This window comes from Nodosilinea sp. FACHB-131, assembly GCF_014695395.1.
GTDB lineage: Bacteria > Cyanobacteriota > Cyanobacteriia > Phormidesmidales > Phormidesmidaceae > Nodosilinea.
Window position 1 is genome coordinate 35742 of the sequence record NZ_JACJOF010000010.1, and the last position, 18248, is coordinate 53989.

Sequence of the window (18248 nt, forward strand, 5' to 3'; positions counted from 1 at the left end):
CTGGGGCAACACTGATGGTAGTCATGCACCAACCTCACTGCGGCTGTAGAGAATCTGCACCACGCGCGAACCGGGTTCGCAGAGGGCGTCGCGGGCGACCACGGCAATTTCGCCAACTACGCTGGCCCGATACTCGGCTACCACATCCCCAAAGGCATTACGCTGGATCGCTACCGGTTGGTCAGGGATGACGCGATCGCGCAGATCTACTAGCAGCTCTAAAAAGCCACCCGTGGTGGCGCGAATTGTCTCTAGAGCATCGCCATAGACCGTGCCCACCTCAGCGGTGGTGCGCCCCAGGGGGCCATCGACCAAGCCGTAGTGCTTGAGCACGTTGCAGGTGCCCTCCACCGCCCGAGCAATTTTGCTGGCGTCGAACCGTCTAGGGCCACCAATTTCCACCGTCAGGGCCGGAATGCCCGCCGCTACCAGAGCCGTTTCGAGGGTGCCGACTAGCCCCGGATCGTTTTGGATTTGCTCAACCGGAAACAGTTCTGCCATTTGCCGCACTGTGGGCTGGCGCAGGTCGGCAAACAGAAACAGAGTGAAGTCACTGCCCGTCGTCACCGTGTGGTAGTCAATCACCAGGTCGACGTTGGTGATTAGCAGGCGATTCCACAGCAGCCCGGCGTGGCGAGTGGCGGCATTGACCCCGGTTTCATCACCGGGCCAGACCCGGTTCATATCTACCTGCGAGCCGCCGCCCTGGGCCGTCAGCCAGTGCGATCGCATATACTCCACCGCTGGGCGTGACACTCCCAGCACCGCCACCACGCTGCCCGCCATCGCCGTGGGGTCGAGCTGGGCCATCACTCGCTGCACCGCATCAATGCCGCTGACCTCATCCCCATGAATACCCGCTACGAGACCCACGCAGGAACCGGGGCGATCGCCCTTAGCCACCACCACCGGCACATACCAGTGCTGGCCGGTCGCCATCTGCACCCCTTCAAAGAAAAACCGATGGCTGTGCCCTGGAGCCAGGTCGCCCACTCCTAGGTGGCTAATCACCGGCACTCCCTGGAGGATGTCGCCGGTATAGATGGTCTTGGCAAGGTCAGAGACGGAACCTGGGTTGATGAGAGTCGTCATAGTGGCTCAGCGGAATTTGTGGACACCAGCGGTTGCGTAACTGCCCTAGCCTAAAGCGCCTCGGCGGCAGGGCCAGGGGCGGTGGGCAGCTTGTCAATTTTGAAGCCCGTAATGCCGTAGAGCAGCGACAGAATGGGGCTGGCGATGTTAAAAACCGCAAAGGGAAAATACAGAAATGTAGAGACTCCAGCGTCACCGCCATGAACGCACCGCAAGAATTCCACGGTATCAGGGCTGAGGTAACAGTACCCCCATCGGCGGCCAAACGCGACAGGTTTTGGGGCTGCAACCCCGCTTTTGAAACTCAATCCGAAACATGTGGGCGGGCAGCACCAGGGCAATGTACGGGTCGCCCGCAAAAATATTCAGGCCGATCGCCGTCGCAAATAGCTTGCCCTGGGTGCGCGCCCGCAACAGCACTGGGCTAATCAGCTTGGTCAACATACCAAACTCTTCCATGATGGTGCCAAAGGTCACGGCCCCAATAATAATCCACAGGGTGTAGAGCATGCTGTCCATACCGCCGCGAGAGACCAGGCGATCGACATCGGCAATGCCCGAGTTTTCGCTAAAGCCATTGGCTATGGCCAACCAAACGCCCTTGAGAAACACCAGCGGCGCTGCCGTCCCTGGCTCGTTTACAAAGCGCATTACCGCTTCAGGTTGCAGCACCGCCGCCGTCAACCCACCCACCAGCGTAGCTACCATAATTGTCAGCGAGGCCGGCACCTGGCGATAGGAGAGAAACCCTAGCAAGAGCATGGGGAACAAAGCCAGGGGCGTAATCCAAAATAGCTGATCGAGCTGGTTGAGATCGGTAACGGTTTCTACCCCAGCGGTGACATCCGTTTGGCTGCCAATAATGGCAAACACAATCAGGGCAATGATGAAGGCCGGCCCCAAAGTCCATAGCTAAGCACGAATGTGGGTGTAGATGTCGATGCCCACTAGCTGGGCGCTCAACACCGTGGTCTCTGACGGAGACGTCTTGTCGCCAAAGTAAGCGCCAGAGATTATTGCCCCCGCTGTTACCGCTGGGGAAACTCCTAGCACGGTAGCAATACCCACCAGTCCCACCTCAATCGTGCCTGCGGTCGTCCAGGAGCTGCCAATGGCCACCGAGACGATCGCACAGATGACCGCTGAGGCCAGATAAAACCAGCCCGACTGCAAAATCTGAATGCCGTAGTAGACCAGGGTGAGGATGGTGCCCGCCATATTCCAGATACCGATCAGCGCCCCCACCGCTAGCAAAATGAAAATAGCGCTGGTGACTGAGGCCACGGCCCGCCCTCCGGCAGCGCTAATCTCTGACCAGGAATTGCCGTTTTTAAGGGCCACAACAGCGGCAGCCATGGCGCTGAAAATTAGCGTTACCTGCACGGGGCCATCGATGGCTGCCAGCCCAAAGAGAGTAACCGCTCCGCCAATCAGGCCAATCGGCATCTAAAAAGGAGGGGGGCGCGAACCGTCAGAGGGCTGGGCCATAAAGCATTTCCTAGTAGCTACACGATCGGTGTAAGGGTCTTGAGGTTAAAACGGTAGCCGTGAGGCAAAATGTGCAGCTTGACGCCGCACAGGGCAATGGGTTCATCCTTGAGCAACCCTTCCAGGTTGTTGTGGGTAGCGGTGCTTTCATCGACCACGGTGATGGTGCCTGCCCCGACGACCTGAAACTCATCGCCAGTAACGATAATGGCCGTGTTTTCGTCGATGCCCAGGCCAATGACGGCGGGCTGTAGTACTAAGGCAGCCAGCAGCCGACCCAGTCTTCCCCGCTGGGCAAAGTGCTGGTCGACTACAACACCGGGCAAGAAACCCATGCCTGGGCCCATCTCTACTGCATCGACGCTGGGGTTTGACACCGAAGCGCCCCCCACAATCATCTCGTCGGGCATCATCGCGGCCCCGGCGCTGGTGCCGCCGATTACGGCTCCTTCCCGATGGCGTTGGTGAATCACTTCGTCTAAGGGAGTGTCTTTGATGTATTCAACGATGCGAGACTGGTCGCCGCCGGTAAAGAAGATGCCGGTAGCTCCTTTGATTTTTTCTAAATTTTCCTCGCGTTCAGAGTCTTCTCGGCGATCGGTGTGCACCACATCGACGCGCTTGGCCCCAATCCGCTCAAACACACGAGTGTACTCATCGCCCACTTCGCCGGGCAGGCTGGTGGCGGCCGTCATAACGGCGATCTCGGCATCAACCCCACCAGCGGCCCGGATGAATTCTCGCAGGACAACGCAGTCGCCTTCTTTATCCTCCGCGCCGCCAATAATAACTAGTGCGCCCAATTGTTGGTCAGTACCCATGGTGATTCTCCTTGAGGTGTCTGTTGTTACAGAATCCCAGCATCCCAGATTGGCGGGCTGGTCGTGCTATATCCACCGGCTGAGACCTGAGGGCAAATGCTGACATCAACAGTATTTGACAGTGGCTCAGCATGGGTGGGCATCACACCTGAAGCTGATGGGTGCTAGTAGTCTGCCAAGCCAAAGGTGACAGGTTAGTGGGGTTTAAGGTTCAAGGTGTAGGGTTCAAGGCCTGCTGTGAACCCTATACCTTGAACCCTGAACCCTAGACCGTCATAGCTCTTGTAGTCAGCTTGGAGCACGCACTAGTCCGCTGCAGCGGGCAAGCTAGGCACCTCGCCGGGCACATAGCCGGGCAGCCGGCGGGAGGGCACAATCACCAGCAGCGCCAGCACCGCCATGGTGAGAAAGGAGAGCTTGAGGGCTCGCAGTCGAGCCGCCGCGTTGATCTCTACCGCTGCCGCCACCTGCTCTGGGGTAGCGGTGGTCGTGGCCAGGGTGCTCTCGAGGCGATCGTTGCTGACGAAGGTGACGTTATCCAGGTTCACCTGCTGAATCAGCTCTGGGGGAATTACCGAGTTATCGACCACGCCACGCTGAATATTGAGGCTGAGAATGCCCACCACTACCGCCCCGGCCAGGGCCGTGCCTACCCCCGCTGCCAGGTTGTTGACGGTGCCGCGCAGGGCACCCACATCCGCCGCCAGTTCTTTAGGCGAAGCGGTGACCAGCACGTTAAACAGCAGCGTCACGAGCGAACCCTGGCCCAAACCCACCAGCACCAGGCCAAAGATCACCAGCAGGTTGCTCCACTGGTTGTTCATCACGATCGCCAGCACCACCATGCCCACTGCGACCAAGATGAACGCGTTGCGGGCGATCTGGCGGGGAGAGAGGCGATCGAAAAGTTGCACGATAGAGATGGCGGCGGCAAACACCGCCAGCTGGTAGGGAATCATCGCTACCGAGGTATCGAAGCTGGTGCGACCCTGCACCATTTGAATGTAGAGGGGCACCAAAAAGGTCAGCGCGTTGCCGAGAATGACGATAGACATCATTGAGTACACCGCCGCCTGCTCCCTGGGCGAGTCGATCACCTCTAGGGCCAGCAGGGGGGTGAGCTGCGCCGCCTGCCGCCGCTGGGCCCAGGCAATAAATAGCTGCACACCAATTACGCCCAGCACCACCATGAGCGGAGCGGGCGAGAGGCCCAGGGGAGCAAAGGGAGCGGCGGCTCGGGAGAGAAACAGGCCCCAGCTATTCAAATTGTTGACGCCGACGCTGATCAAAATAATCGACAGGGCGGCCAGCACAACCCCCACCCAGTCAATTTTGACGCCGGGAATTTTGGGTACTGGTTTGAGGCGCAGGCTGAGCAGCAGCACCACCGCCGTAAACGGAATGATGATGCCAAAGGCCCAGCGCCAGCCAATCCAGGTGCCCAGAGCCCCGGCCAAAAAGAAGGCGGTGACGGTAGTAATTGCCTGCACCGCCCCCAAAATTCCCAGGGCCTTGGACTGCTGCTTGCCGCGGTAGTTGTTGGCAATCAGCACCACGAGTGTCGGCACGATCGCCGCCGCCGCCAGCCCGGCAATCAGCTGGGCCACAATCATGATTTCGGCACTGGAGCTGAAGGTCATCAGCACCATGGCCAGCAGCAGCAGGCCGGTAGCTACCCGAAACACGTTGAGGGAGCCAAACTTTTGGCCCAGCTTGCCCCCCAGCATGACAAAGCCCGCCACCGCCAGAGAATAGGCCACGATCGCCGTACCGACGGTAGTAGGTGACGTGTCAAATTCGTTGACGATGTTGCTGATGGACACTGGCAGGGCGTTGATGTTGAGCGACATCTGTACCTGGCCCATGCCGATCACGACCATCGGTAGCCAGGAGTCTTGAACTTCGATATCGGTGTTGGTTGAGGGAATCGAGTTGGTGGTCATCGGAGGATCTCCGGTGGGTGAGTGGGTTAGGGGGTGGGGAGTGGATGGGTAGATGAGTGGATGGGTAGGGTGGGCAATGCCCACCATTCAGGGAAAGCGTTTTTAGCCAATAACCTCACTGCTCGGGCGGGAGGCGAACAAATTCAGCCCCAGCTGTTCCGACAAGAACTGCGTCACCAGCTGCCCCTTGACGCTGTTGCCCGCCTCATCCAGAGGCGGGGCAAAGGTAGCTAGGCCGCCCTTGCCGGGGGAAACCGTGACTAAGCCGCCGCTGACGCCGCTTTTGCCGGGTAGGCCGGTTTCGTAAAGCCAGTCGCCCGAGTTTTCGTACAGCCCAGCGGTGACCATGACGGCGAGCACGTGCTGGCAGTGGATCGGGTCAATGATGGCGTCGCGGGTGACAGGGTTGACGCCGCCGTTGGCCAGGGTCGCGGCCATCACCGCCAGGTCTTTCGCGGTGACGTTGAGAGAGCACTGCTTGGTGTAGACATCGGTGGCTTCGACCGGGTCGAAGAAGATGCGATCGTAGGCGTGCAGCAGCTTGGCAATGCCGGTGTTGCGCTGGTTGGTGGCAGCTTCGGATTCGTACACGGCCTGGTTGAGACTGAGATCTCGCCCTGCAAACCGCGACAGCTGGGTTTGGATAAACTGCCACTTGGCTTCGGCGGTGTCGCCGGGGGCCAGGCTGGTGGTGGCGATCGCCCCCGCATTCACCATCGGGTTATTCGTCCCTTCCTCAATGCGCTCCAGAGCAATCACTGAGTTAAAGGGCAGGCCGGTGCTGTTGACCCCCAGCTTTGCCTGGGCGGCAGCTTCGCCAATAGCTTGGCAAATCAGGGCAAACACAAAGGGCTTCGACACGCTCTGAATTGAAAACTCATAGTCAATGTCGCCCGCGCCGTGGATCGCGCCGTTGGTGCCCACTACACAGACCCCAAACAAATGGCGCGGCACCGCCGCCAGGGCAGGAATGTAGTCGGCGACCACTCCCTCATCGATGGGTTTGAAGCGATCGTAGGCGTCATCAACCAGGGTCTTGACCAGGGAGGACGACGGTAGCTGCCCGGCGGCGATCGCCGCCGCCTGAGCCGCTCCATCAGTGGCGTTATTGGCCCCGGCGGGCTCCCGGTTTCGTTGAGATAACCATTTACGCAGGGGCATTGCTGGTATTGAGTAGTTTTGCTTTAGCGAGCTGAAACTCGTCGTTGGTCAGGGCACCGGCCTCCTTGAGCTGAGCCAGCTGGGCCAGCTGGGCGACCAGATCGCTCGGGGGCGCGGCAGCGGGCGCAGCGGGCTCCACGACAGCTGGCGGCGCGGCTGGCTGAGCGCGCGCCGCTTTGTTGTGCATGGCGTTGCTGGTGGCCTGGCTAGAGGCCGTCACCGCACTGCTAATCACCGAGGCTCGGGCGGCGGTGCGCAACAGGCTGGGTTGGTCACGTCGGTTTCTGCGCATGGTTGAGGTTCTGAGAGAGGGGTAAAGGGTGACGTTGGCATGGGGGAAAAATCGAAAATCATTCCGCCGCTTGGGCGGCCAGTGCCTCATCGACGATTCGGCTGGGAATTCGTTCACTCAAGATCAGCTGTCCGTCAGCCTTGAGCACCGCATCGCGAAAGCTGGTGGCCCAGGTATTTTCAAATAGCATGAGGGCGGCAAAGGAATTGTTGTCTAAACCCTGGGCGATCGCCTGCACATCTTCTTCCGAAATCAGCCCAGAAATGTCGGCAATTAGAGGATCTAAAAGGCTGTGATCAATGTCGTCCATCTCGTCAATTTCGGTTAGGGTGACGTCGCCGCTACCGTTCTTTTTGACAAATAAAATGTCAACGATGCGAATCATTTGGCTGTCGACCAGAGTTTTGAGCGCAGCGGCGATGCCCGCTGTGACTGCCCTTTCGGGAAATTTGATACTGAGAATTTCAATCGGGCCGAGGGGCATAAGAGGTTCCTTAGGTGGTGGGGGTTGTGGTGATGGGAGGTTTCGCCTAAAACTCGACGGCGTCGCGAATGATCGGGCAGGTCATGCAGTGGCCGCCGCCGCGCCCGCGCCCTAGCTCGGCTCCGACAATGGTGACGACTTCGACGCCCTCTTTGCGCAGGGCGGTGTTGGTAACAGTGTTGCGGTCATACATCACCACTACCCCCGGCTCCAGGCAGACGGCGTTGTTGCCGCTGTCCCACTGCTGGCGCTGCTCCTGGTAGGCGTTGCCGCCAGTCTCCACCACCCGCAGCTTAGGAAATCCCAGCGCGTGGGCCACCACATCGACAAAAGATTTCTCTTCTTTGACGATGTCGTAGCCCCGAGGCTTATCGCTGGGGAAAATCGAGAAGGTCACGACCTGGTTCATGACGGGCGGAAACAGGGTAACCAGATCGCGATCGCAAAACGTAAACACCGTATCCAAATGCATGGCCGAGCGCAGTTTGGGCATACCCGCCACGATTACCCGCTCGGCTCCACCCTTGGCGAATAGGTTGGCCGCCACCTGGGCAATCGCCTGGTAGGAGGTGCGCTCGCTCATACCCACCAGCACAATGCCCTTGCCAATCGGCATCACGTCGCCGCCCTCAAAGGTGGCGGTGCCGTGGTATTCGGTCGGGTCGCCCCACCAGATCTGAAAGTCGGCATTCACAAAGCTGGGGTGAAACTTGTAGATCGCGGTGGTCAGTACTGTCTCCTCGTGGCGAGCGGGCCAGTAGAGCGGGTTGAGGGTGACGCCGCCGTAGATCCAGCAGGTGGTGTCGCGGGTGTAGAGGGTGTTGGGCAGGGGCGGCAGCAGGTAGCCCGCGTAGCCGTCGTTCTCCTGGGCCAGCTTCAGCAGCTCGCTGCCAAAGTCGAGGGGCATATCGTAAACGGCCAAACCGCCAATTAGATATTCCGCCAGCTTAGCTGGGGGCAGCTCGTCTAAAAAGGCCCGTACGTCATCCACCAGGCCCAAACCCACCTCGTTGGGCACGATCTGCTGATCGAGAATCCACTTTTTCGCCTCGGGGATGGCGACGGTTTCCGCCAGCATTTCATGCATTTCGATTACGTCGATGCCGCGCGATCGCATCTTCAACACAAAGTCAGCGTGGTCGCGCTTGGCCATCTCCACCCACAGCACATCGTCAAATAGCAGGTCGTCGTTGTTGCTGGGGGTCAGCCGCGAGTGGGCCAAACCGGGCGAGCACACCATCACCTTGCGCAGTTTGCCGACTTCGGAGTGAACGCCGTAGGCTGGGGTTTCTGTGGACATAGAAAGTTCCATACAACAAAGTTGAATGAGGCAGTTTTGAGTGTTGAATTTTAAGTTTTGAATGGCTAAACAACTCAACATTCAAAACTCAAAACTAAGAACTGCTCAAAACTGCTCTAGGCCCAAAAACTCGGTTGAGCTGTTGTCGGCGATCGTGCTGCAATCGCTAGAGATCACCCGCGAGTTAAACACCTCAATCCGGCAGGTGCCGGTAGTATTGGTAATAATCCGCAGGTTGGCCGAAGAGTCAAAGCTCCGCACCCGCGTAAACAGGCTAAAGCTATTGGCATTGGCTGGGTCATTGGTGCGTCGAGTAATCGCCCCGCGATACTGCACCCGCGCTAGGGACTGGCCGCGCACATTCGACGGCAAAATCTCCGTTAGCTCCAGACCAAAGTTTTCGCCATCGAGGTTGAGCGTCACATTGGCATTGCGGCCGCGGTTGAAGGAAGCTCCTTGCGCCACCCCGCGCCCCTGAGACAAGTTGGTCGGGGCAGGGCGATTGGGAATCTGGGCCTGGGTTGTCGGAGCTATGAGGGCAACCCCTAGGGCAGCGATCGCCCCTGTCAGGGCAATGGGTAAGTAGTTTTTCTCGAACATCTGGTTTTAATGGGTTGTGGCAACAGGTTAAATCGATAGATTCATGCACCTAGGCGGTTTGGACCCACACTCACCGGCTCCTAAAACTGATCCATGCCTCGGAACTCAGTTGATAGGCCAAGCACAGTCAAGTCAGTTGGAAAGGCTGGAGCCGTGACGTTGCAGATAGAAGACACCACTAGCGCGTCAAACACCTCAATGCGGCAGGTGCCGCTGGCCTCAAAAACCTGCCAGTCGCCCAGGGAAGACACAAACGAGTTGACCCGGGTCTCTAGCACAAAGCTATTGGCGGCTTGGCGACCAGCAGACCGCCGGGTGACAGTGCCCTGGTAGAGCATTTCTAGGTTGTTGGCAGCGGTGGCGGCGATGGAAATACTGAAGTTGTTGTCGTTGACGTTTAGCATCGCATCGGCCTGACGCCCGATCGCAAACTTTGAGCCAGTCGCAACTCCCCGGCCAGGAAACGCCCCAACTGGCGTAGAAACTCCGACCCCACGGAACTCGCTCGATAGACCCAGCCCGGTCAAGTCAGTCGGAAAAGCTGGGGCCGTAACGTTGCAGGTAGAAGACACTACTTGCGAGTCAAACACCTCAATGCGACAGGTGCCGCTGGCCTCGAAGACCTGCCAGTCGCCCAGGGAAGACGCAAACGAGCTGACCCGAGTTTCTAGGACAAAGCCGTTGGTGCCTAGAGCACTGGCTGACTGGCGAGTGACGGTACCCTGGTAGAGCATTTCTAGGGTATCGGCCCCGGTAGCGGCGAGGGACAGACTAAAATTGTTGCTGGTATTAAAATTCAACATCGCCTCGGCCTGACGCCCGACGGTAAACTTCGAGCCGGTGGCGACCCCTGTCCCAGCAAATGTTCCCTCCCTCACTCCCTCCCCAGGGGGGAACTCAATCACCGGGAAAGACTGAGCTAGTCGTGACGCTACAGATGGACTTGGGAGGAGCCGATCGGTCTGGTTGGCCACTGGCTCGCGGGCGGCAACAGCGCCTGTCATTCCCAGTGCAGCAAAGATGGCGCTGGCCCCTAACAACGAGTAAACGGGTCTAATCATCGAAATCCTCAAAAGAATGGTGCCGTGCATCAGTAGACAGGCTGCCAAGAGCGATCGCCTAGAACGGCCCTTGACGCCATGCCCTACCTACTCGCAGGCTGCGATCGAGAGGTTGTAAAAGTTGCCGTTGACGCCGCCAGTGCGGGCGTTAACGATGGCAGGCTGTCGGCCCGTCGGCGACTCAAAGGGAATGGCAATGGTTTCACCTGCCTGCACGTCAGCCCGTGAACTAAAGACCTGTTCCACCCCTCCGTGGGACTGCCTGAGATTGATATCCATCCAGTAGGAGGCTGTATTTTCTGGAGTGACCAAGGCCACGAAATATTTAAAATTGGGCTGGTTGGGCACTAAAAAGTCTAAATGCCAGTTATTTCTGGCAATGCGGCGGTTTTCGATGCGGCGGCGCACCTCGGTCTTGCCGGTGACGACCTCTTGCAGCAGTACGCAAGAGTCCGTGGTGGGCTCTGTCAACTCAGCCTGAGCCAACTGCTGGGGCTCAGGGCTGACTTGGGGGGCAGCAGCGATCGCCCCCGGCATGAGAACAACACCCGAGACCACACCAGCGATCACAGCCGTAATCTTGTTAGCGTTCACGTTTTCTACCTTGATTCTTAAAAAAGCTGTCTTAAAACAACTGAAACTGGTTTTGCCAATGGCTGAGTGAAAACCAGCACCCATAGGTTGCCTATAGAGTTAGACTGGGCGCCAAACTCCATAGGCATTGGAGCACCTACAGTTCAGCGCCAAAGTCTTCGCGCAGCTTGGCCTCCTGCTCAGCGCTCAAATTCGACTGAATCAGTTCCCCCACCTCATCGGGAGCAAACGCCTCACTGACCTTGTCCACCGTGACCTGCCCAGTGAGCAAAAACAGGGCTGAGGTGCCCTCGGTCACTTTGTTGCGCAGGTCTTTAATAAAGTCGTCGTTGATGCCATAGTCGGTAAACTTGCCCGACAGCGCCCCCGCCGCTGCACCCACCAGCAGGCCAAACAGCGGCACCAAGAAAATTAGGCCAAACAGCATGCCCCAAAAGGCGCCGCCCAGGGCACCGACACCCACAGTGCTCACGGCCTGGTTCGTCCTCGGCTTGCTGCGCCCCACGGGCCAAGACACGATCGCCGCGTCTAGCACCTTAACAATTTCCTGCTTTTGCAGATCGCCCAGCTTGGCCAGCGCCTTTTCGGCCCCCTCGGGGGTTTTAAATTTCCACACCGTCAATGTAGACATAAATATTCTCCTGGTACTGTTTATTGTTGGGCAAAGGTACTTAGAAAATCCCTTGTTTTTCCTGAGGCAGAAGCTACTCGCTCAATGGTTGAAAACGGACTTTGAGTGCAAAATCTAGATTAAAGTCTTGCCTGATCAGGCTAATTTTCAGGGTTCTCTAAAGTCATTAGGCGATATATCTGAGACGACAAGGTAGACGGATTAAAGGGTTTGCTAATTGCCCCAGAAAAACCCATCCGGCGAAACTCTTTTAGAGTGAACCAGTTAGCCCGAGAGCTAAGTAGCAAAAGAGGCACCGATTGCCTAAAGGAGTACTGCTTTAGCTCCTCAAACAGAAGTATCGCATCGCTTTCAGAAATGGACGTGTCAATCAAAATTACATCTGGTCGTTTTTCTTCACACAGTTTAATGCCTTCTTGAACAGACCCTGAGAGCCTGACCTCCCAGCCGCCTAGCTCCCTGAGGCAATCGCCTAAAATGTCTCGAAGACCAGCTTCGTTCTCAATTAAAAGGATTGAATTACTAGGCATAATTCGCCCCTTTAGATTCCTCAAGAAGGAACGCCCTACGCTTGGAAGGCAAACCGATGCAAGCGTAGGTAAATTGAGATGACTTGGAAATTAAGAGTAGAAGAATCCTATAGGAAAGTTATAGGAGTAAATAGATGGTTTATGCCCTATCTCATTTGGCTAGGGAGGGCGCGATCGCTCACCCTAGCTATAACCCTCAATAGACACTTACCCCTAGAATCAAGGGTGTCAATTCATGCCTGAGGAGGCGTTGTGGCCCACAAGCGACTAATTATTGAAATGGGGATGGGCGTCGATCAGCACGGCCAAGACCCCACCGTGGCGGCGGCGCGAGCGGTACGCAATGCGATCGCCCACAATGCCCTGCCCGGCGTCTGGGAAGTTGCTGGGCTCAGCCACCCTAACGAGATGCTGGTTGAAGTTCAGGTCGCTGTCCCCTTCCCCGACCAGGTGCGGCAAGACGACGTGCTGGCGGTGCTGCCCTTTGGCCAAAAGACCTTGGTGCTTAAGGATGGCGGCATGGTAGTAGCCGGGCGCGCCATCCCTGAGCTAGACGATAAGAACGACGATATGTACGTGGCGATCGCCGCAGTCACGGTATCGATCCCTGAAAGTAACGAGTAAGGAATCACCATCCACCCCCTACCCATCCACTCCCTACCGCAGCCTCGCCCCTCGATACCGCATCTCCTTCTTGATCGCGTTCTGCTGGGCAAAGTTAGGCATATCCCCCTGGTGACCCATCAAAATAATCGAGTCGCCTAGGGCCAAATAGGTAGCCCGGCTGGGGTGAATGATCACCTCACCGTCGGCGCGGCGCAGGGCCACGGTAATAAACGTGCCCTGGCCCTTGACCTCGATGTCGCCAATCGTGCCGCCAATCAGCGGTGAGGCGGCATCAATCACTAGCTCATTCAGCTGAATATCTAGCTCCGCCAAAAACTCATTGAGCCCGTGCTGGCCATCGGTCTGCGACAAAAAGTCCACCGCTGACGGGTGACTAATCAGATGGGCCATGCGCAGGGCGCTAATGCTGGCGGGCAGCACCACGTGGTTGGCTCCCGCCAGCCGCAGCTTTTTCTCGGTGGAGGGCATTTCGCCCCGAGCCAGGATCATTAAGGCTGGGTTCATCTCCCGCGCGGTGAGGGTAATGAAGACGTTGGCGGCGTCGTTGGGCAGCACCGTTGCCAGCGATTTGGCCCGGAGGATGCCCGCTGCCTCTAAGGCGGCTTCGTCGGTGGCGTTGCCCTGATACATTAAATAGCCCTGCTCTTGGGCCAAGGCTACCCGCTCAGGGTCGTTGTCAACAACAATAAACGGCTGGCGATCGCGCTTCAGCTTGCGGGCCACCAGCTGGCCAATGCGGCCAAAGCCGCAAATAATCACGTGGTCTTCCAGGCTGGCAATCTCTTTAGTCATGCGCTTTATATTCAGGGCTCGATGAATCTCCCCTTCGGTAATCATCTGCACGAAGCCCGACACGGTGTAGGCCACCGACAGGGCTCCCGCGATAATCACAAAAATCGTAAATACCTTAAGCGGCGGTGAGGTCAGGGGCTGCACTTCCCCATAGCCCACTCCAAAGATGGTGATCACTACCATATAGATAGCGTCGAGGAAGTTCCAGCCCGCCACCATGTAGCCAATTACTGCCCCCACCACCGTCAGCGAGAAGAAGCTAATTCCCGTAACAATCCGCCGAAACGAGCTATTTGGCATTAACACCTCAGACAGGGCTCAGGCCTCGACAGAAATCGGCTCAGTCCTCAAATAAAGGCTATGGTAATTGACAGCCTGCCCCTCAAAGAGTGCGGCACATAGCAAATTGAGATACACTATAAAGCAAACTCATAATGACTTCGACTAAACCCATTACCTACTAAAATGCTTGCCGCCTCAACAGCGGCCCTAGGGGCTTTAGGGCAATGGCCCGGCCCAGTTAGTTTTATCGTTTTTGTCCCTCCTACCTCCATTGATTCTGCGACTATGACAGCTACCGTCTTGCAAAACCCCCTCCTGATTGGTGCCGGTCTACCTCCCTTCGACAGCATCGACACAGCCCACATTGTGCCGGGCATCACCGCTCTACTTGATGACCTCACTACCGCCTTAGAAACCCTAGAAGCTCAGGTCACCCCCACTTGGGACGGCCTAGTTGAGCCCCTTACCCGCATCGAAGAGCGCTTGGGCTGGAGCTGGGGCATTGTTGGCCACCTGATGGGTGTAAAAAATAGCCCTGAGCTACGCGCTGCCTACGAGGAGGTGCAGCCGCCCCTGGTGCAGTTCGCCACCCGCCTCGGCCAGAGCAAGCCGATCTATGAAGCCTTCAAACAGCTCCGCGCCAGCGACCAGTGGGCCAGCTTCGACCCGGCCCAGCAGCGCATCGTTGAGTCCTCGATCCGTGAAGCCGAGCTGTCGGGGGTAGGCCTAGAGGGCGCTGAAAAAGATCGCTTCAACGAAATTCAGCAGAGCCTGGCCGAACTCACCAACAAGTTCTCCAACAACGTGCTCGACGCCACCAAGGCCTTTAGCCTCACCCTCACCACCCCCGAAGACATCGACGGGCTACCCCCGAGCCTGCTGGCCCAGGCTGCCCAGGCTGCCCGCGATGCCGGCGACGAAAGCGCCACCGCTGCCGCAGGCCCCTGGCGAATCACGCTGGATTACCCCAGCTTTGGCCCGTTCATGCAGCACAGCCGCCGCCGTGACCTGCGCGAGCAGCTTTACCGCGCCTTTGTCACCCGCGCCTCCGAGGGCGATCTCGACAACAGCCCCAACATCGAGAAAATTCTCGAGCTGCGCCACGAAATGGCCAACCTGCTGGGCTACGCCACCTACGCCGACCTCAGCCTGGCTCGCAAGATGGCCCCCTCTGTCGAGGCGATCGAAAAGCTGATGGGCGAATTGCGCGTCGCCAGCTACGACACCGCCGTCAAGGAGCTGGAGGAACTCAAAGCCTTCGCTCAATCGAAAGGGGCAGCCGAGGCCGACAGCCTCACCCACTGGGACACCGCCTTTTGGGCTGAGCGCATTCGCGAAGAAAAGTACGGCCTCAACGACGAAGAGCTGCGCCCCTACTTCCCGCTACCCCAGGTGCTTGACGGCCTGTTTGCCCTGGCCCACCGCATCTTTGACGTCACCATTGCCCCCGCCGACGGCGAAGCTCCGGTGTGGCACCCCGATGTGCGCTACTTTCAGGTGCTGAATAGCGGCGGCGACCCGATCGCCCACTTCTACCTCGACCCCTACAGCCGCCCCGCCGAAAAGCGCGGCGGCGCCTGGATGGATGACTGCATCAACCGCGGCAAAATCAACGATCAGGTGCGTCTGCCCGTGGCCTACCTGGTGTGCAATCAGGCTCCCCCGGTAGACGGCAAACCCAGCCTGATGACCTTCCGCGATGTGGAGACCCTGTTCCATGAGTTTGGCCACGGCCTTCAGCACATGCTGACCAAGGTTGACTTCACCGGAGCCGCAGGCATTAACAATGTGGAGTGGGACGCCGTCGAGCTACCCAGTCAGTTCATGGAGAACTGGTGCTACCACCGCGACACCCTGCTCACCCTGGCCCGCCACGTCGATACCGGTGCGCCCCTGCCCGAAGACCTTTACCAAAAGATTGTTGCCGCCCGCACCTTCATGACCGGCAGCGCCATTCTGCGCCAGGTGCGCTTTGGCTGGACCGACATTGAGCTGCACCACCGCTACCGCCCTGGCAGTGGCGAGACGGTGACCACCGTTAGTCACCGGATTGCCGAGCAGTCCTCGATTCTCAAGCCCCTGCCCGAGGATGCCTTCCTCTGCGCCTTCACACACATCTTTGCGGGAGGCTACGCGGCAGGCTACTACAGCTACTTCTGGGCCGAGGTGCTAAGCGCCGACGCCTTTGCTGCCTTTGAAGAAGCAGGGCTGAACGACGAGGGCGCGATCGCCGCCACCGGTCGCCGCTTCCGCGATACCGTGCTTGCCCTGGGCGGCAGTCGCCATCCGATGGAGGTGTTCAAGGCCTTCCGGGGTCGCGAGCCCAGCACCCAGGCTCTGCTCCGCCACCGCGGGCTAGTGGCCGCCTAGGGCCTATCGGCTAAGAGATAAATTAGTAGGACCCAGGGTTTTCGCGAAAACCCTGGGTCCTTTTTGGCTCAAGACTCTTCGCTATGGTGGCGCTGGTGAAACCCGTCGATCGCACTCGGCAGCGTAAAGAAGATGTGCTCGGTGCCGATCAGCTCTAGCAGCCCACAGCGCTTTAGCTGGGCGTAGAGATCCTGTTTAACCCGCGCTAGGGCCAGGGTAATGCCTTGTTTCTTCAGGGTTTCGTGCAGTTCTACCAGCATGTCGGCGGCGGTGACGTCGATCCCAACCATGGCCTCGGTATTGATCACAAACCACTCCACTGGCGCGGTTTCAGCCTCGACTACCGCCAGGGCGCGACGCTGGAAATTTACAGCGTTGGCAAAAAACAGCGGTGCATCGTAACGATAGATCACCAGCCCCGGAATGGTGGTTGCCCCCGGCCAGTCCGTCACATCGTGCAGCCCAGCGATGTTCGGCACCCTACCCATGACCGCGTCGTGGGGGCGGGCAATGCGGGCAAAGAGTTCGATCACAGAGAGGCCGACGGCGATCGCTACCCCCACCAGCAAATCCGTCGCCAGCACTCCTACCGTAGTTGCCAGCGCCAGAGCAAAATCGCCCTGGCGAAATGCCCTAAGCCTCAGAAACTCGGGAATATCCACTAGTTTAGTGGCGGCAAAAATCACCAGCGCCCCCAGTGCCGCTGTCGGAAACATCGCCAATAGAGGTCGCAGAAACAGCAGCACCCCCAGCACGACCCCAAAGGCTGCTAGCGAATATACCTGGCTCTTACTGCCCATAGAGTCGCCAATGGCCGCACGGCTAGCGCTGCTGCTCACCGGAAAGCCCTGCACCAGCCCGCCGCCCAGATTGGCTACTCCCAGGGCAAATAGCTCCTGATTGGCGTCTATGCGTTGGTGGTTGCGAGCCGCCAACGCCCGTGCCGTCAGCACATTGTCTGAGTAACCGACGATCGCAATTCCCACCGCCGCCGTCAAAATTTGTTGCACCTCCTGGCGAGAGGCCAATGGCACCACAAAACGAGGTAGCCCCGCCGGAATTTCGCCCACGACTTTGACCCCCTGCTGCTCCAACCCGAGTAACGCCACCATGCTGGTCGCCAGCAGCACCGCCAGCAGCGGCCCAGGCAGCTGCGAAAACCGGGCCTGTACCGCAAACAAAAACACCAAAACAAAGCCCCCTACCGCCAGCGTGGGCCCGTGGGCCTGACCCAGGTGACTCCCAAATTCCGTCAGCTGCCCCACCACCGATTCAGCCTCAATAGGTATACCGCTCACTCGGCTGAGCTGTCCGGCGATCATAATGACAGCGACTCCGGCCATATAGCCAATTAAAATCGGCTTTGACAGCAGATCGGCCAAAAATCCCAGGCGGGCCGCATAGCCCACTAAGCACAGTACTCCCACCGCACAGGCCAGCAAAGACGCCAAAATGGTGTAGTCCGTGCCAGAGGTGGCTGCCAGAGGGGCGATCGCCACGGCCGTCATCACCGCAGTGCTCGACTCTGGCCCTACCGAGAGCTGGGGCGACGTGCCCACCAGGGTATACAGCAGCAGCGCCGGCAAAATTGCCCATAACCCCTGCACTGGGCCAACTCCCGCCAACTCCCCGTAAGCCATGCACTGGGGAATGAGATAGGCCGCCACGGTAATACCCGCTAAGCAGTCCTGACGCAGCCAGGCTCTAGGGTAATGGCGCAGACGTTCCAACCCGGGTAACAGGGCATAGAAAGGAAAATGCTTAGGTTTTACAGTCAACTTAGTTCTTAGGTTAAGGAAAGAATAAGTAGTCTACCGTCTGATATAGCGCAGGACGAAAGCTCTTAACAGAAAGGCAGGATCCACTGCACAGACGATGCTCAAGCCGCAGCAATTGTTGTCGCCGTTAACGTCAGCAGCTGCCAAAAGATTAGCTCCTAATACGGTAGTGAATTAGCCACCAGCCCACCGTAGAAGCCAACTCAGCACAGCTTTGTTGTGGCAATACCTAGTTTGAATCCAGAAGACATAACACCGATCAGCAAAAGCCCTACGAAGTCAATCAAAGCTATCAACAAAACTATGCCTATCGAGAATTCAATCGTCTTTCCATTGACCGATAGGACCCATCAACCTGAGCCTTAGCATGACACCAAGACAAATTTTTCAGGAGGACTCAGA

19 protein-coding genes are annotated in these 18248 nt (G+C 58.1%); 2 read left to right on the forward strand and 17 right to left on the reverse strand.

Annotated elements, in window-relative coordinates:
- Positions 1 to 21: 21 nt before the first annotated feature.
- The 15 genes from H6F75_RS05415 to H6F75_RS05475 form a co-directional block, all read right to left on the reverse strand.
- The gene (locus H6F75_RS05415) at positions 22 to 1092 is read right to left on the reverse strand and encodes a succinylglutamate desuccinylase/aspartoacylase family protein (protein ID WP_190749988.1); all 1071 of its coding nucleotides are present in this window, start codon (positions 1090 to 1092) and stop codon (positions 22 to 24) included.
- Positions 1058 to 1381 (reverse strand): Na+/H+ antiporter NhaC family protein, encoded by a 324-nt coding sequence (locus H6F75_RS28725; RefSeq protein ID WP_347710611.1) that lies wholly within the window; start codon positions 1379 to 1381, stop codon positions 1058 to 1060. The genes H6F75_RS05415 and H6F75_RS28725 overlap by 35 nt, the downstream gene beginning before the upstream one ends.
- The gene (locus H6F75_RS27680; RefSeq protein ID WP_199303768.1) at positions 1321 to 1995 is read right to left on the reverse strand and encodes a Na+/H+ antiporter NhaC family protein; all 675 of its coding nucleotides are present in this window, start codon (positions 1993 to 1995) and stop codon (positions 1321 to 1323) included. The genes H6F75_RS28725 and H6F75_RS27680 overlap by 61 nt, the downstream gene beginning before the upstream one ends.
- 9 nt (positions 1996 to 2004) lie before the next feature.
- Positions 2005 to 2538, reverse strand: a complete 534-nt coding sequence (locus tag H6F75_RS27685; RefSeq protein ID WP_199303769.1) for a Na+/H+ antiporter NhaC family protein — start codon at positions 2536 to 2538, stop codon at positions 2005 to 2007.
- Between the two features lie 59 nt (positions 2539 to 2597).
- Positions 2598 to 3401 (reverse strand): cyanophycinase, encoded by an 804-nt coding sequence (locus H6F75_RS05425; protein ID WP_190749990.1) that lies wholly within the window; start codon positions 3399 to 3401, stop codon positions 2598 to 2600.
- 305 nt (positions 3402 to 3706) lie between these two features.
- Positions 3707 to 5344 (reverse strand): MFS transporter, encoded by a 1638-nt coding sequence (locus H6F75_RS05430; RefSeq protein ID WP_199303770.1) that lies wholly within the window; start codon positions 5342 to 5344, stop codon positions 3707 to 3709.
- 102 nt (positions 5345 to 5446) lie between these two features.
- On the reverse strand, positions 5447 to 6505 hold the full coding sequence (gene glsA / locus H6F75_RS05435) for a glutaminase A (protein ID WP_242019714.1): 1059 nt from the start codon (positions 6503 to 6505) through the stop codon (positions 5447 to 5449).
- On the reverse strand, positions 6492 to 6797 hold the full coding sequence (locus tag H6F75_RS05440) for an SHOCT domain-containing protein (protein ID WP_190749991.1): 306 nt from the start codon (positions 6795 to 6797) through the stop codon (positions 6492 to 6494). Before H6F75_RS05440 ends, glsA begins: the two co-directional genes overlap by 14 nt.
- Positions 6798 to 6855: 58 nt before the next feature.
- Positions 6856 to 7281: a DUF6325 family protein gene (locus H6F75_RS05445; protein WP_190749994.1), complete on the reverse strand. Its 426-nt coding sequence runs from the start codon at positions 7279 to 7281 to the stop codon at positions 6856 to 6858.
- 46 nt (positions 7282 to 7327) lie between these two features.
- Positions 7328 to 8581 (reverse strand): arginine deiminase, encoded by a 1254-nt coding sequence (gene arcA, locus H6F75_RS05450; protein WP_190749996.1) that lies wholly within the window; start codon positions 8579 to 8581, stop codon positions 7328 to 7330.
- A gap of 105 nt (positions 8582 to 8686) precedes the next feature.
- Positions 8687 to 9181, reverse strand: a complete 495-nt coding sequence (locus H6F75_RS05455) for a hypothetical protein (RefSeq protein ID WP_242019716.1) — start codon at positions 9179 to 9181, stop codon at positions 8687 to 8689.
- An 80-nt stretch (positions 9182 to 9261) separates the two neighbouring features.
- A complete protein-coding gene (locus H6F75_RS05460) occupies positions 9262 to 10242 on the reverse strand; it encodes a hypothetical protein (RefSeq protein ID WP_190749998.1) in 981 nt (326 codons plus the stop codon).
- 87 nt (positions 10243 to 10329) lie between these two features.
- Positions 10330 to 10836 carry a hypothetical protein gene (locus tag H6F75_RS05465; protein ID WP_190750000.1) on the reverse strand — a complete coding sequence of 169 codons (507 nt, stop codon included), beginning with the start codon at positions 10834 to 10836 and terminating at the stop codon, positions 10330 to 10332.
- A gap of 136 nt (positions 10837 to 10972) precedes the next feature.
- A complete protein-coding gene (locus H6F75_RS05470) occupies positions 10973 to 11467 on the reverse strand; it encodes a DUF1269 domain-containing protein (protein WP_190750002.1) in 495 nt (164 codons plus the stop codon).
- Positions 11468 to 11607: 140 nt separating this feature from the next.
- Positions 11608 to 11997, reverse strand: a complete 390-nt coding sequence (locus H6F75_RS05475) for a response regulator (protein WP_190750005.1) — start codon at positions 11995 to 11997, stop codon at positions 11608 to 11610.
- A gap of 252 nt (positions 11998 to 12249) precedes the next feature.
- On the opposite strand from H6F75_RS05475, the gene H6F75_RS05480 reads away from it, so the two are divergent.
- Positions 12250 to 12621 carry a Lin0512 family protein gene (locus H6F75_RS05480; protein WP_190750012.1) on the forward strand — a complete coding sequence of 124 codons (372 nt, stop codon included), beginning with the start codon at positions 12250 to 12252 and terminating at the stop codon, positions 12619 to 12621.
- Positions 12622 to 12654: 33 nt separating this feature from the next.
- Here H6F75_RS05480 and H6F75_RS05485 read toward each other — a convergent pair whose 3' ends face one another.
- Positions 12655 to 13716, reverse strand: coding sequence for a potassium channel protein (locus tag H6F75_RS05485; RefSeq protein WP_190750014.1), 1062 nt, complete (start codon positions 13714 to 13716; stop codon positions 12655 to 12657).
- Positions 13717 to 13983: 267 nt separating this feature from the next.
- On the opposite strand from H6F75_RS05485, the gene H6F75_RS05490 reads away from it, so the two are divergent.
- Positions 13984 to 16068, forward strand: coding sequence for a M3 family metallopeptidase (locus tag H6F75_RS05490; RefSeq protein ID WP_190750016.1), 2085 nt, complete (start codon positions 13984 to 13986; stop codon positions 16066 to 16068).
- 68 nt (positions 16069 to 16136) lie between these two features.
- Here the strand turns inward: H6F75_RS05490 and H6F75_RS05495 are convergent, their stop codons facing one another.
- Positions 16137 to 17798, reverse strand: coding sequence for a solute carrier family 26 protein (locus H6F75_RS05495; RefSeq protein ID WP_242019717.1), 1662 nt, complete (start codon positions 17796 to 17798; stop codon positions 16137 to 16139).
- Positions 17799 to 18248 lie beyond the last annotated feature (450 nt).

What these genes read in the sequence shown, in the direction of transcription:
- H6F75_RS05475 (WP_190750005.1), bottom strand. Translation starts at nt 11,997, where the DNA reads ATGCCTAGTAATTCAATCCTTTTAATTGAGAACGAAGCTGGTCTTCGA.
- arcA (WP_190749996.1), bottom strand. Translation starts at nt 8,581, where the DNA reads ATGTCCACAGAAACCCCAGCCTACGGCGTTCACTCCGAAGTCGGCAAA.
- H6F75_RS05430 (WP_199303770.1), bottom strand. Translation starts at nt 5,344, where the DNA reads ATGACCACCAACTCGATTCCCTCAACCAACACCGATATCGAAGTTCAA.
- H6F75_RS05415 (WP_190749988.1), bottom strand. Translation starts at nt 1,092, where the DNA reads ATGACGACTCTCATCAACCCAGGTTCCGTCTCTGACCTTGCCAAGACC.
- glsA (WP_242019714.1), bottom strand. Translation starts at nt 6,505, where the DNA reads ATGCCCCTGCGTAAATGGTTATCTCAACGAAACCGGGAGCCCGCCGGG.
- H6F75_RS05445 (WP_190749994.1), bottom strand. Translation starts at nt 7,281, where the DNA reads ATGCCCCTCGGCCCGATTGAAATTCTCAGTATCAAATTTCCCGAAAGG.
- H6F75_RS05490 (WP_190750016.1), top strand. Translation starts at nt 13,984, where the DNA reads ATGACAGCTACCGTCTTGCAAAACCCCCTCCTGATTGGTGCCGGTCTA.
- H6F75_RS05440 (WP_190749991.1), bottom strand. Translation starts at nt 6,797, where the DNA reads ATGCGCAGAAACCGACGTGACCAACCCAGCCTGTTGCGCACCGCCGCC.
- H6F75_RS05485 (WP_190750014.1), bottom strand. Translation starts at nt 13,716, where the DNA reads ATGCCAAATAGCTCGTTTCGGCGGATTGTTACGGGAATTAGCTTCTTC.
- H6F75_RS05425 (WP_190749990.1), bottom strand. Translation starts at nt 3,401, where the DNA reads ATGGGTACTGACCAACAATTGGGCGCACTAGTTATTATTGGCGGCGCG.
- H6F75_RS05455 (WP_242019716.1), bottom strand. Translation starts at nt 9,181, where the DNA reads ATGTTCGAGAAAAACTACTTACCCATTGCCCTGACAGGGGCGATCGCT.
- H6F75_RS05460 (WP_190749998.1), bottom strand. Translation starts at nt 10,242, where the DNA reads ATGATTAGACCCGTTTACTCGTTGTTAGGGGCCAGCGCCATCTTTGCT.
- H6F75_RS05470 (WP_190750002.1), bottom strand. Translation starts at nt 11,467, where the DNA reads ATGTCTACATTGACGGTGTGGAAATTTAAAACCCCCGAGGGGGCCGAA.
- H6F75_RS27685 (WP_199303769.1), bottom strand. Translation starts at nt 2,538, where the DNA reads ATGCCGATTGGCCTGATTGGCGGAGCGGTTACTCTCTTTGGGCTGGCA.